The organism is Pseudomonas sp. R5-89-07, assembly GCF_003851685.1.
GTDB lineage: Bacteria > Pseudomonadota > Gammaproteobacteria > Pseudomonadales > Pseudomonadaceae > Aquipseudomonas.
In genome coordinates this window covers 2,576,546-2,589,814 of sequence record NZ_CP027727.1, presented here as the reverse complement: position 1 = coordinate 2,589,814, position 13,269 = coordinate 2,576,546, and the positions used below count along the sequence as shown (strand labels likewise).

12 protein-coding genes are annotated in these 13,269 nt (G+C 59.3%); 1 reads left to right on the top strand and 11 read right to left on the bottom strand.

Going from position 1 to position 13,269, the window contains the following annotated elements; genetic code table 11:
• The 11 genes from tssJ to tssA all read right to left on the bottom strand — a co-directional run bounded on the left by tssJ (position 1) and on the right by tssA (position 12,240).
• Positions 1-486 (bottom strand): type VI secretion system lipoprotein TssJ, encoded by a 486-nt coding sequence (tssJ, locus tag C4J94_RS11845; RefSeq protein WP_124386326.1) that lies wholly within the window; start codon positions 484-486, stop codon positions 1-3.
• Positions 487-491: 5 nt separating this feature from the next.
• The gene (gene tagH / locus C4J94_RS11840) at positions 492-1,280 is read right to left on the bottom strand and encodes a type VI secretion system-associated FHA domain protein TagH (protein WP_124386325.1); all 789 of its coding nucleotides are present in this window, start codon (positions 1,278-1,280) and stop codon (positions 492-494) included.
• Between the two features lie 18 nt (positions 1,281-1,298).
• Entirely contained in the window at positions 1,299-1,430 is a 132-nt protein-coding gene (locus C4J94_RS11835; protein ID WP_124386324.1) for a type VI secretion protein, read from the bottom strand.
• Positions 1,431-1,511: 81 nt separating this feature from the next.
• Positions 1,512-3,044 carry a sigma-54-dependent Fis family transcriptional regulator gene (locus C4J94_RS11830; protein WP_124386323.1) on the bottom strand — a complete coding sequence of 511 codons (1,533 nt, stop codon included), beginning with the start codon at positions 3,042-3,044 and terminating at the stop codon, positions 1,512-1,514.
• Entirely contained in the window at positions 3,041-5,485 is a 2,445-nt protein-coding gene (locus C4J94_RS11825) for an AAA family ATPase (protein WP_256657689.1), read from the bottom strand. The genes C4J94_RS11830 and C4J94_RS11825 overlap by 4 nt, the downstream gene beginning before the upstream one ends.
• A 6-nt stretch (positions 5,486-5,491) precedes the next feature.
• Positions 5,492-6,499, bottom strand: a complete 1,008-nt coding sequence (gene tssG, locus C4J94_RS11820; protein WP_124386322.1) for a type VI secretion system baseplate subunit TssG — start codon at positions 6,497-6,499, stop codon at positions 5,492-5,494.
• Positions 6,463-8,250 carry a type VI secretion system baseplate subunit TssF gene (gene tssF, locus C4J94_RS11815; RefSeq protein ID WP_124386321.1) on the bottom strand — a complete coding sequence of 596 codons (1,788 nt, stop codon included), beginning with the start codon at positions 8,248-8,250 and terminating at the stop codon, positions 6,463-6,465. The genes tssG and tssF overlap by 37 nt, the downstream gene beginning before the upstream one ends.
• Positions 8,240-8,641, bottom strand: coding sequence for a type VI secretion system baseplate subunit TssE (tssE, locus tag C4J94_RS11810; RefSeq protein ID WP_124386320.1), 402 nt, complete (start codon positions 8,639-8,641; stop codon positions 8,240-8,242). The genes tssF and tssE overlap by 11 nt, the downstream gene beginning before the upstream one ends.
• 14 nt (positions 8,642-8,655) lie before the next feature.
• Positions 8,656-10,137, bottom strand: coding sequence for a type VI secretion system contractile sheath large subunit (gene tssC / locus C4J94_RS11805; protein ID WP_124386319.1), 1,482 nt, complete (start codon positions 10,135-10,137; stop codon positions 8,656-8,658).
• Positions 10,138-10,152: 15 nt separating this feature from the next.
• Entirely contained in the window at positions 10,153-10,662 is a 510-nt protein-coding gene (tssB, locus tag C4J94_RS11800; protein ID WP_124386318.1) for a type VI secretion system contractile sheath small subunit, read from the bottom strand.
• Positions 10,663-10,686: 24 nt separating this feature from the next.
• Positions 10,687-12,240 (bottom strand): type VI secretion system protein TssA, encoded by a 1,554-nt coding sequence (gene tssA, locus C4J94_RS11795; RefSeq protein WP_124386317.1) that lies wholly within the window; start codon positions 12,238-12,240, stop codon positions 10,687-10,689.
• A gap of 478 nt (positions 12,241-12,718) precedes the next feature.
• On the opposite strand from tssA, the gene C4J94_RS11790 reads away from it, so the two are divergent.
• On the top strand, positions 12,719-13,234 hold the full coding sequence (locus C4J94_RS11790; RefSeq protein WP_124386316.1) for an Hcp family type VI secretion system effector: 516 nt from the start codon (positions 12,719-12,721) through the stop codon (positions 13,232-13,234).
• The last annotated feature ends 35 nt before the right edge of the window (positions 13,235-13,269 follow it).

Genomic DNA, 13,269 nt, shown 5'->3' with positions numbered 1-13,269 from the left:
TCACTGCACCTCTTTGTCAGAGCGCGGGTCGGCAAGCCGGATACCGTCCTGATCCAGCACCAGCTCGGCACGGTTCAATTGTCGCGCGGCGAGCGGAACGAGCAGCCGCCATTGAACGTGCGGCAAGTCCCGATACGCCGCCAGCACGCCCACAAAACGACTTGTTGGCCCGACGCTCAGCTTGAGCGCCAGTCGATCCCCTGGGCGCAGTTCAATTTCTTCGCTGCTCACCCAATCTTTTGGCAATACTTGCTCGGCGTGGTCATACAGGCTGAAGAAGTCGGCATTCTCAAAGGCTACGCCATGACGCAGTTCAATCAGCTGCAGCACGACTGGGGAGGGTCTGCCATGAAGGTCTGGGTTGACCTGCTCACTGGCGGTCAGCAGCAGGTCGAGTTTGGTCAATGTCGAGAAAGGCGATACGGCACTGCAGCCAGCCAACAGGCCGAGCGTGAGCAACAGGGGCGTGAGGGTGACTCGATACATGAACATCATCCTGGATAATCGCTGTGCAGGGTTGAGATCAGGCGCACCTGTTCTTCATAGGCCCGGTTGTGTTGCAGCCGTTCAACCTCCAGCCGAAACAGGCGCGCCACCTTGATGGCCAGCGCCTTTCGAGCAACGTGATCAAGCTTGCCCAGGTCAAGCCCCAGCGCCGCGGCAAACTCCATCCAGAAGACATCATCTGACGGCGACGCCAGGGCACCAGAATCGACCCTGGGAAGCTCGTTGGCGGGTTCAACCCGGCGCGGCATCGCCACCTGTTCGCGATCGGCGGCATGACGATCCGCCCAAGCCCCAGGCTCGCCAACGCCAGCACTCAATGCCTCAAGCTCATCCGAGGTGCTCTGCCGCTGGTGTTCGAGATCCAGCGCCTGCAGCGGGTCCAGCGCCAGGAAAGCATCATCGGGAATCGGCACTCCCGTGATGACCGGCTGCTCACCGAAAGGTTGAACGGGCTCCATCAACCGCGCGCGTATCGACAGCGCTCCCAGTTCGAATACGTCGCCATCCTCGATCAAGCGCGCCTGTCCTTTGCGCAGACGTTCGCAACTACCTGCCATGCCGATACCGTTGCTGCTGATATCGGTGAGAAAGTAACGGCCTTCCCGGCAACCCACCAAACCGTGGTGACTGGAAAGCAAGCGGCTGGGATCGTGGATTACCCAGTCACAACCGGAGCCACGGCCAATCACGCCGCCCACGCCGTCAAAGACTTTGCGTACCGTGGACACAGGGTTACCGTCTGCCACCTCACATACCTCAAACACAAGCTGCATGGTCAGGCTTCCTCCTTTTCATCGGCCATGGGTCACCGCCTGAGACTCACCCAACGGGCGGTATTGGGCATCATCGAATACATAGTTGGCGTTACAGCCGCCGAGCAAACACAACATAAGCAGGACGAAGCGCCATGGACGATCAGGCATCAGGTTTCTCCAGGGTTAAAAGTTCCGCCGTCTGCTATTGGTGGCGGCAGCAACGATGGGGACAAACCTGCGGCGCACGGCTCAACGCTCCGCACTGGCATCACCGCAGGGAATGTTCAAGCGGGCAAGCCGATACAGCAGCGTGCGCCGTGCGACGCCCAGCTCACGCGCCGTACGGGTTCGGTTACCGCGATTTTTCTGCAGGCAGTCGAGCAGGAATACGCGCTCTACCCGCTCCATGCGCTGGCGTAGCGTTATGTCATCAGCGGTGGTTGGGACCTGTGCCTGGGGTAGCGGCAGGTGCTCCGGCAGAATCACGTTGTCGTCACACAGCAGAACGGCACGCTCCACCAGGCACTTGAGTTCACGTACGTTGCCGGGAAAGGCATGGCTCGACAGTTGATCAAGGGCAATATTCGACCACTCCACAGGTGCCCTTCCCAGGCTGGCGCACGCCTTGTCGGCAAAATGACGTGCCAGTTGCAGCACATCCCCGTCTCGTTCACGCAAGGCAGGCAATTGGATGGGGAACTGGGCAAGCCGGTAATAAAGGTCTTCGCGAAAGCTGCCTTCGGCGACCATGGCGGCCAGGTCACGGTGGGTCGCCGCGATGATACGTACATCAACCTTGTGGGCGGCGCTGGCGCCCAATGGGCGAACCTCCCCTTCCTGCAATACCCGCAACAACTTGGCTTGCAGGGACAGTGGCATATCGCCAATTTCGTCGAGCAGCAACGTGCCGCCGTCTGCGGCGTCGAATAGCCCTGCATAGTTGCGCTCGGCGCCGGTGAACGCGCCTTTTCGGTAGCCGAACAGCTCGCTCTCCAACAAGCCTTCAGGGAACGCAGCGCAGTTCTGCACCACGAAAGCCCTGGCCGCGCGCGGCCCTGCCATATGGATCGCTCGGGCCACCACCTCTTTACCGGTGCCGGTTTCTCCCCGCAGCAGAACGGTATACGGGGTATGCAGCACCTTGCTGATCAATTGGCAGGTTTGCGCCATTGCCGTGCTGCTGCCGATCAGGCCATACGTGTTTGTCAGCGATACTCCGCGCGCTGGCGGTGCGACAGCCGGCACCCACCGCAGGCTGCGCAACAGGGCCAATTGGTGCAAGGCGAAGCTGCCGAACTGGCCAAGCGAGGACGCATAACCCAGCAACGGTGCCGGGTGTTGAGCAGCGCATAGCAGCACGCCCGTGACCGTATTGAGGCGGTTGAACAACGGCACGCTCAAGAGCGCATGCCAAGGTGACGCGAGTTCCGGCAGAAAAGCCGTGTCGTAGGTACTGTTCTGCACATCACTCACGCTGACGACAACGCCTTGGTCGACCGTGTCACGCAGCAAAGACACGTGTCGCCGATCGATCCTGGAAGCTGCATCCGCCAGCGAGGGCGTCGCGCTCGGGTGCTGGGCGATCAGATCAAGCCGCCCAGTCACTTCATCAAGCCGGTACAACTGGCAGAGTTCGCAGTGACTCAGCTGGGCCGCTGCCGAGACGCACGCACCAGGCAGTGAAGCGCTGTCATTGTCCAGGCCTATACAGGTGAAACAGCCAATCAAGGCGCTGGCATGGGCAAGCGGGTCAGGCAGTTGGGTCAGGTTGTTTTCGCTCATTGGCTGAACTCGCAGACAGGCAGGCCGTTGCCATCCAATCGGGCATGAACCAGGGAGACCGGCGCATCCACGGCCATGGCGTCGAGCAGACCGTCCACCATCTGCGGCAATAACTGTCGCTCGAGCCACTGGTCGATGTACCGCGCGCCGCTGTCGTCGTCAGCACAACGTTCGGTTATGTGTGCAACCAATTCAGGTGTGTAGGTGAATGCCAGCTTGCGTGGATGCAACCGTTGGCCAAGGCTGGCAAGTTTGAGTTCCACCACATCGCGCAGCACGTTCTCCTCAATCGGGTAATACGGTACGACACGCATACGGGCGAGCAATGCGGGCTTGAAGTGCGCACGCAGCACCGGGTAGATAGCGTCTTGCAGCACCTGGGGCTCTGGTCGTTGACCGCCGGTGCAAAGCGCGTTGATACAGTCGCTTGCGAGGTTGGAAGTCATCAGCAGCACGGTGTTGCGAAAGTCGATTTCCCGCCCTTCCCCATCATTCGCTCGCCCTTTGTCAAAGACCTGGTAAAACAGGTTCAACACCTGCGGATCGGCTTTTTCCACTTCGTCGAGCAGCACGACTGAATAGGGTCGCTGGCGTACGGCTTCGGTCAGTACCCCACCCTCGCCGTAACCGACATAACCCGGTGGCGCACCGATCAATCGGGAAAGCGCGTGCTTCTCCTGGTATTCCGACATATTGATCGTTGTTACAAACCGTTCACCGCCATACAAAAGATCAGCCAGGGCCAGGGCCGTTTCTGTCTTGCCGACACCACTTGGCCCCACCAGCAGAAACACCCCGACCGGGGCATCGGCCTTGCTAAGTCCGGCGGCGACCGCACGCAAGGCGCGATCCAGGGCCTGCACCGCGTGTTCCTGCCCAAGCACGCGTGCACGCATGGCCTCGGCAAAACCCAGCACTTTTTCGTTCGGTTCAAGGGCCAATTGCGCGACGGGAATACCGGTCCAGGCGCTGATGACCTGGGCTACGCCGCGCGGGCATACTTCAGGTTTTAGCAATGGTTGCCCGCCGTGCTCAAGCCACTGTTGCTCAAGTATCTGGCGCTCAGGTTCGAGGGTTTCCAGTTGCAGTTTCAATGCCTGCAAGGCCTGCGCATCTACCGGCAACCCGACCTCGGCGTCCCGACTCAACGCCCGCGCCTGCCGTTGACCTTCGATCAGCTCTACGCGTAGCGCCTGCAATGCCTCGGGCGGCATTGCCTGACGTGTGCGAGCACTGGCACAAGCAGTGTCCAGCACGTCCACGGCCTTGTCCGGCAGCTGTCGACCGACAAGATAGCGTGCGCTCATGTGAGCAGCCGCCGCCACGGCATCATCACGGATATACACGCCATGACTCGCTTCATAAACAGGCACCAGTCCACGCAGAATCGACACGGCCTGCTCGACATTTGGCTCCTCGACCAGTACCGGCTGGAACCGCCGTGCCAATGCCGGGTCCTTTTCGATGTACTGCTTGTATTCCGACCAAGTGGTGGCGGCGATCGTACGCAATGAGCCGCGAGCCAGCGCTGGCTTGAGCAGGTTGGCCGCGTCCAGGCCTCCCGGCTGGCCACCAGCGCCAACCAAGGTATGGGCTTCGTCGATAAACAGGATCACCGGTTGCGGCGATGCGTTCACTTCATCGATCACGCCCTTGAGACGCCGCTCGAATTCCCCCTTGATGCCAGCGCCCGCTTGCAACAAGCCCATATCCAGGGTCAGCACGCGAACCGCCTTAAGGACTTCAGGCACCTGTAAAGCGGCGATCTGCAACGCCAGCCCTTCAACGATCGCCGTTTTTCCTACCCCGGCCTCCCCCACCAGAATCGGGTTGTTCTTTCGCCGCCGCACCAGAATATCGATCAGTTGGCGGACTTCACGCTCACGGCACAGCACCGGGTCTATCCGGCCTTCACGGGCCTGCTGGGTGAGGTCCTGGGTGAAGCGCTGCAACAGCGACTCAACGGCAATCGGCTGTCTCTCAACTGGCTGGCTCATCAGAAAATCACGCAGCCTGCCAGTGTCCAGGCGGCTGAGCAGCGCATGATAGCCACTGCCCGCGTGCTCCTGCGGGTGCTGTAAAAGTGCCAACAACAGCGCACCGTGGTCGACAAAACGTTGGCCCAACTCTACGTGCGCAACCATCAAGGCTTGTTGTAGCCACCGCACCAAAGCCTGGGCAAACACCGGGTTGCGTGTAGCGCTCTGCTCACTCCTGGGCTGCAAGGCGGCTTGCAGTTCGCCCATGGAAACACTGGCATCCTCCAGGACCTTGGCCATCAGCCCCGTGGGATGCTCAAGCAAGGCCAGAAGCAGGTCTTCCACCAACACTTCACGACCACCACGCGCCATGCAGCGTTCGGCCGAGTGCGTCAGATCCTGACGGGTCTGGGCCGTCAATGTACGGATTAGTTGTTGCAGGTCCACATTAATCATACTCATCGATCCTTAATGAAAATGGCTGGCAAGCGTGATCGCACCATCCGCTCGCTCGTGTTCCAACCAACTGGTCCAACCCAGGCGGCACACATTGCTCTTGCCGATGTGCAATGCCCTGATCTCGCCGGGTGCCAGCACCAGGCGCAGGTCAAATTGCAATGCGTCCGGCGCGGTTAGGCGCACAAGTGAACAGGCAGGCACATAGGCCGTTCCTGTTGGCAAAAAATCGTGAAAGTGCTCCCAGGCCAACCCTGTGATATGCACCCTGAACTTGCCGCTGCGGTCAGCGATCCGATGCCCCAACACCAGATCCTCACCCAGCGCGCAGTTGGCCTGGCCCAGGTCATTGCGCTGCGAATGCACAACGTCCACCGTGCGTTCGACCCATTGCTCGATGAACACCGACGCATGCTTGAAGTAATACCGCAGCACGGTCTCTATCAGCGCAGCCGAGTGCGCTCGCAGGCTCAGCAGCCCGAGGTAAGGCAGCAAGCGCTTGCAATCGAGCCGCGAGACGCCTCGTATCGCGTGACTGCCGAGGCCGATCAGCGCAAACATGTGCTGCGAAAACGCATCACTGGCGCCCTGTTGAAAACAAGTCCGGTAACGGTATTTGCGCCAGATCGGTAGCAACAGACGGTGCAGGCGATGGTGGAACATATCGAGGAAGTCCCGCGTAGGGTTGCCTCCTGCTCGCTCTGCAAACGCCTGTTCAGCATAAAACGCAGGCAAGGGTGAGCCCGCACCGAACAACCCCAGCACATTGATGCGCAGGCGCGCCCGCAAGCCCCTCTGGTCCATGAAAAACTCCAGGCGGTCAATATCGTGCCCCGCAAACCCCAGGCCGGGATTGGCCTGGAATTCCAGCAGGTCGTACAGCGCTTCCTCATCCAGCAGTGGATGAGCTTCACGCAAGCGTGCGATCACCTGTATCACCGCCTGGAACAGGGTGTATTCACGGATAGCACGGCGAAGCTGAGTCAAAGCAGGGGTTGCTGCCCCATCCGGAACGGCCATCGATACACGTCTCCTTGTGTGCTGATCACGCGCAACTCGTGATACGAATTGAGGCTGGCATAGAGCGCAAAGAACTGGTTGAGGACCGAAGCAAACACAAACAGATCGCCTTGGCCTGCAAACCCCTGGGGATCCACCGTCAGGTCCACCCGCAACCCACGAATCGGCAGGCCACGGTGTAACCGGTCAACCGCTTCGTGCTGGATGGAGCGCAGCGCGCCCAACTTTTTCTGGCTGATTTTCAGCGCCTGCCGATCGTGAAAGCGCGGCAGGTCGTAGGTCTCGAGAATCACTTTCAATGCGTTGATATCGGTCAGCGATAGATAGTTGAGCGACATGTTGCTGATTAGCTTCCAGAGATAATCCTGGTCCAGTGGCGGCGCGAAACTCGCGGTTGGCGCGGTGATGTTGCTAAACGTCAATGACTCAGGCGTGCGCTCGCTGGGCTGGTTGATCTCACCTGCCCGTAATTGTCGCGGCAAGCCAGCATTGGTACAGGTCAGCTCAAGGGAAAGGGTTTCCGGGCCCTGTTCGCGCCTATCGCCAACCCCTATCCAGGTATCAAGCCCGTCATGGTGTGCCGAAGGCCGTTGACGGATGCTGAAGCTGGCGCGCGGGCCCGATGCCTTCACATCAATGTCATGCTCGAATGACTCAAAGGGCACGTACGTTTGATGCCCCAAGCCACCGGGGCGCCATCCGGTGACGCGGTCAACCGAAAACACTGCGGCATTTGCGCGAGCATATTCTCCCGGCAACAGCAGGTATTCATCCTGTTTTCCGTCCAGCCGAATGGGTATCGCATCGTGATTGAACAGGTTGACGATCGGCGTGCAGTACAGCTTGACGTTGTCCAGGGTGGGGCGTTGGAGCGCATGGCCCTGGGTGCGCAGCTCAAAGCGCAACCTCATGCCGTGTGCCTGCTTGAGCACATCCTGGGGCAAACGATGCAGTGCATCCAACCCTTGTACATCCACAAACAGGTACTTCTCGGGAAACGTGAAGTACTCCTGCAGGAAGCGATAACCACCGAAGGTATTTCGCGGGTATGGAATAAGCGCGTGTTCCTCTGCAAAGCCCACCGGCTGAACCTGACTGGCGCTAAGCCGTACTGCCGCAGGTTGACCATCAATGCCGTCGAGCGGCAAACCGTTCTGGTCCAACAGCTGCAGATGGATGCCGTTCAGATGTCGCAATAACCCGAGATAGAGGCCTTGGCTCACATAGTGGTCGCCGGCCAGGTGCAGTCGCAACGAACCGAAAGTCAGCGCACTGAAATTGCCCTCTGCGCTCAGGGTCAGGCGAAGGTCTAACCACTCCACTTTGCCCTGGCAGGTGTAATCCAGGCTGCGAAGTTGCAAAGGCATGACATCGGTGGCATAGCACGTTCTGAATCGGCAACGATCACCTTGGATCGGCACGCTTTCCACGGCGGTATCCCGCGCCACTCGAATGCTGGGGCCGGCGCATTTCAGCGGGTCGAATTGCAGGATGCTCAAAGCAGGCATGGGCCGCATGTAATTGGGCCATAACAGATGCATCAGGGAATGCGTCAACTCAGGCAGCTCGTCATCCAGCTTCTGGCGCAGGCGCGCGGTCAGAAACGCAAAGCCCTCAAGCAAACGTTCGACATCCGGGTCCTGTCCGGTCTCGGCGAGAAACGGTGCCAGCGCCGGGTTGCGCTCGGAAAAGCGCCGACCGAGTTGGCGCAGGGCACTGAGTTCGCTTTGAAAGTAGCGGTTAAAGGCCATCTGCGCAGACCTCTACCTGCCCAGCATCAGCCAGGCGCGCATGGAACACGATCGGCTGCGTGCCACCGTCAACGAGCAGCCAGGCATCAATGGCAAATGCCAATGCCAGAGTGTCCTGAACACGCGGAAGCACCCTGACGCGCACATTCACCAGTCGTGGCTCATAATCCTGAATGAAGCGCTCGATCCGCAGGCGCGACTGGGTCAGGGATTCATGCAGGCTGAGCCGCATATCGTTGAGATCGGGCAAGCCGTAATCCGGCAGCGCCAGGACACTGCCGGCGCGGGTGCTGAGCATTTTCGTCAGATGCGCGGCGACGGACATCGCGCGGCACGCGCTGGCGGACGCATCGGTCTCGAGGCGCTCGAAAAGGCTATTGGGATGGCGCATGCCCTGGCCTCGCCTCATTCTTTGTCGAGCTTGCCGACGAGAGACAAGGTGAAGTCCGCCCCCATGTACTTGAAATGCGGCCGTACGCTCAAACTGACGCGGTACCAGCCCGGCTCACCCTCGACATCACTGACGACAATGCGCGCTGCACGCAATGGCCGGCGACCGCGCACTTCGGCGCTGGGGTTTTCCTGGTCCGCCACGTATTGGCGAATCCACTTGTTGAGTTCCAGCTCCAGGTCGGTGCGCTCCTTCCACGAGCCTAATTGTTCACGCTGCAGCACTTTGAGGTAATGGGCCAGGCGGTTGACCACCATCATGTACGGCAACTGGGTACCGAGCCGGTAGTTCAGCTCGGCTGCCCTGCCCTCTTCGCTGATGCCGAACGTCTTGGGCTTCTGCACCGAACTGGCGGAAAAGAAAGCCGCGTTGTCACTGCCCTTGCGCATCGTCAGGGCGATGAACCCTTCCTGTGCCAGCTCGTATTCGCGACGGTCTGAAACCAGTACTTCGGTCGGAATCTTGGTTTCTATCTCACCCATGCTCTGGAAGTGATGCAACGGCAGGTCCTCGACCGCCCCGCCACTCTGGGGGCCGATGATGTTCGGACACCAGCGAAAGCGCGCGAAACTGTCGGTCAGCCGAGTGGCGAAGGCGTAGGCCGTATTGCCCCACAGATAGTGCTCGTGGCTGTTGACCACGTTTTCCTGATAGGCAAAGGTCTTGACCGGGCACTCAAGGGGGTCGTACGGCGTGCGCAGCAGAAAACGCGGTACGGTGAGGCCGATGTAGCGCGCATCTTCGCTTTGGCGAAAGCTCTGCCACTTGGCAAACTGCGGGCCTTCAAAATGATCCTTAAGATCCTTGAGGTCAGGTAGACCGGTAAAGCTCTCCAGACCAAAGAAAGCGGGCCCGGCGGCAGCGATGAACGGTGCGTGGGCCATACCGGCGACACTGGACACGTATTGCATGAGTTTCACGTCAGGCGCGCTGGGTGAAAGGAAGTAGTTGGCGATGATCGCGCCGACAGGCTGGCCGCCAAACTGGCCGTATTCCGCACTGTAGATATGCTTGTAAAGCCCCGACTGGGTAACTTCGGGGGAATCCTCGAAATCGTCCAGCAGGTCCTGTCGCGAGACATTCAGCAGCTCTATCTTGATGTTCTCGCGAAAATCGGTGCGTTCGACCAGCAGTTGCAGCCCTCGCCACGCCGACTCCAGTGCCTGGAAGTCCGGGTGGTGCAGAATCTCGTCCATCTGCTGGCTGAGCTTGGCATCGATCTCGGCGATCATCCGGTCGACCAGACGTTTCTTGACCGGTTCTTCGCGGTTGTGGGGCTTAACCAGTTCTTCGATAAACGCCGATACGCCCCGCTTGGCAATGCTGTAGGCCTCGTCATCGGCACTCAGCAATGTCTGGGCGATGATGTTGTCAAGAATGCTGTGCTCATCGGCGGTTTCGGGCAGGTGCTGCGAGTTGTGCTGGGTAGCTGTCATGGTGTCAGTGTCCTTTTACTGAAGAGGTTCGGCATCGGCGCCGCCGAGCCCCAACTCGGCCAGTACCCGCGCACGGGAGTCGTCATCGGCCAGTGCCTGTTCGATGGCTTTACGAAAGCTCGGGGTGTTGCCCAGTGGCCCCTTGAGCGCCACCAATGCCTCGCGCAGCACCATCAGCTTTTGCAATTGCGGTATTTGCTCGACCAGATTGGCGGGGTTGAAGTCCTTCATCGAGTTGATCCGAACCTGGATCGCCAGCTCTTCAACGTCAGCTTCTTCCTGAAGGCGGTTGGGCACGCTCAATGTCAGGTTAAGGGCCTGTTTGGCCAACACTTCATCTAGGCTGTTCTTGTCGATCCCGATAGGCTTGCGGTCCTCAAGCTTGCGCGGATCCTCACGCTGTGAGAAATCTCCCAGCACCAGCAGTTTCAACGGCAGCTCGACTTCCTCCTGTGCACCGCCGACGGCGGGTTTGAAGGTGATATTGATACGTTCCTTGGGCGCCACCGAACCGTCTTTGGCCATGGTGTTTCTCCTTTTTGATGATGGTTAATCGAGTACTGCTTGCAGATCGAAATGGCACAACCGACGGTGTGTGGCGCTCCTGCTTTCGCGCACGGCGTGGCTTTGTGGCAACAGGTCATAGCAGCGATACAGAAGCCGAGCCACGTGCAGGGCCAGGTCCGGTTCCCAGCGGTCCAGGCCCGCATGCTGTAGTTCGAGGTCCAGTTGTTCCAGCTGGATCCTGCCCAGTTCAGGCTTGCCCGCCCGCATGCACAACCTGGCCAGTGCCAGCCGCCAATGAAAGCGCGCGCGTTCACTGCACGCGCTATGCAAACCCTGCTTGAGCACGCCGACTGCTGCCTTGAGGCCCTCCTTGCGCAAGTTGGGCATGACGGCCTGCAGCGCGGCTTCCCAGGGCTCGCTGCCGACATCGGCGGCCGCATTGAAAGGTTCGGCTTTGTGCAGGTGGCGGGTCACGTGGTGCGCGATCCACTCACGGGTTTGCGGGGCCGCAAATGGCGTACCGTCGGCGAAGCGCAGTTCAGGCAGGTTCGGCAAACGTTGCAATAACAGGGCGAAGCTGGTTTCCAGTTCGGTCATGGCCAGGTTTGCATGCAAAGCTTCAAGGCATTCCCAGACCATGCGCAGCCCATCGAACCAGAACAATGCGCCCGCCAGGCTGCCCTCGAGTTCAAGCAACAGTTCGGCGTGATGACCTTGTCCAAGACGATCCTGATAGCGTTTAAGCTTGTCGGGAGCCAGCGGGCGAAGTGCCGTTACCCCTTCACTGTCGGTATCCGGATAATTGACCAGGCTCAACCAGGCCAGGGTGCGCCCCAAACGCAGGGCCCGCAGGTCGGTGGCATTCTGGCGCAACCACCAGGCGCATAACGGACGGGCCTGCTCCTGTAAGGCGCGCAGCACCTTTTGGGCGTCTCTTTCGTTGTTGATTGGCGCCTCAGGCTTGAGCAACTGCGTGGTCGCCTGCTTGACCTGGGCAATAGCGCCCGCAATGCCCGCTGGCTCAGCCGCACCTTGCGTGGCACGCGCCACCCGCTCCGCCAGTTGTCGCCGGATCGGCAACAACACTGGGGCGTCACTACCAAAACGCTCGCTCAATAGTTCATCAAGGCGCACCAGATTTGCCTCTAGCGCCTGGAACAAGGGCAACGGGTCTACAACAGACAGGTTTTGCGAGAAGAGCGGGTCGAGGCGCGTCACCAGCCAGGCGAACGCGGCGACGCGGGTGCGCAGCTTGGTGGGATAGACCACCTCCCAGTGATGCTCACAGAGGTAAACCAGCAGCACGAGACCGGCCTGTAACCCCTCAAATGAATCGCGCTGGTGCAGTGCCCAGGTGAGCCACACAGCGACGCGCAGATCCTTGGATTGCTCACGCAGCATTCGCTCGCTGAGTTCGCACACCTGCTGCCAATCCGGCAAGCTTGCGCCATGTATGGATTGTGTCTTGGCGACCTCGGCTTCCACGGTTTCAAACTCATTTGAAAAACGCACGTCATTACCGGCGAAACTGCCTGACGAACAAGGTGTTCGTGCAAGTTCCTGGTAATAAACAGAGAGATTTTTCGAATGAACCATTTTTGGGCCGCACACAACTATGAAGGCTGAACAGGCAAACTCGATACCGTGAAGTACGGACAAGAGCTCCGCTTAATGTTCGTTCAACACGCAACGAAGTGAACGAACCTTAGCCATCAAGAAAACAATCAGCAAGCCGTAGATCGGGACTTAAGGAATTTCCTACAGCCCTTTAAAAACAGTGGCTTGCGCAGAGTTTTGCGCACTCAATCAAGTTCTACAACCCAGAATCAACCGCCACCTGCGCCTAACCACTCACTTATCGAAGTGAGCAATTAACTGCGCACTTATGCGCAACTTAAAACACTAAAAACCGAGATAAACCCCACAACTTCCCCCCCTATGAAACTTTGTAAAGCCCCCCAGCTTGATTTCATTGACCCACACAATTTCGGGCACGCTTTTTGTTATAGGTATTTGCCCGACCGGCAATCTCGCCGTTCGGCAGCACCTACTCAATCAGACAAGGAAACCCGTCATGCCAACACCCGCGTACCTCTCCGTCACCGGTGTCAAACAAGGCTTGATCACCGCAGGTACATTCACCCAGGACTCAGTAGGAAACATTTATCAGGAAGGCCATGAGGATCAGATTCTGGTGCAGGCGTTTGCGCATCAGGTGATCATTCCCCGCGATCCGCAATCGGGCCAGCCCACCGGCCAGCGCGTGCACAAACCGCTGATGATCAGCAAGGTGTTCGACAAATCCTCGCCCCTGCTCTTCAGCGCACTGACGTCCGGGGAAGAAGTGGCGTGCCGGCTGGAATGGTTTCGCACCTCTTCGGCAGGCACCCAGGAGCACTACTTCACCATTGAACTGGAAGGCGCAACGATTGTGGACATCCAGTCACGCATGCCCAATTGCCAGGACCCGGACAATGCCCATTTCACCCATCTGGAGGACGTGTATTTCACCTATCGCAAAATCGTCTGGACACATGAAGTAGCCGGCACTTCCGGCTCGGACGACTGGCGCAGTCCAGTGACTGGCTAACCGCGGTTGATGCGGGAACGGTCCAGGGAAGGTAC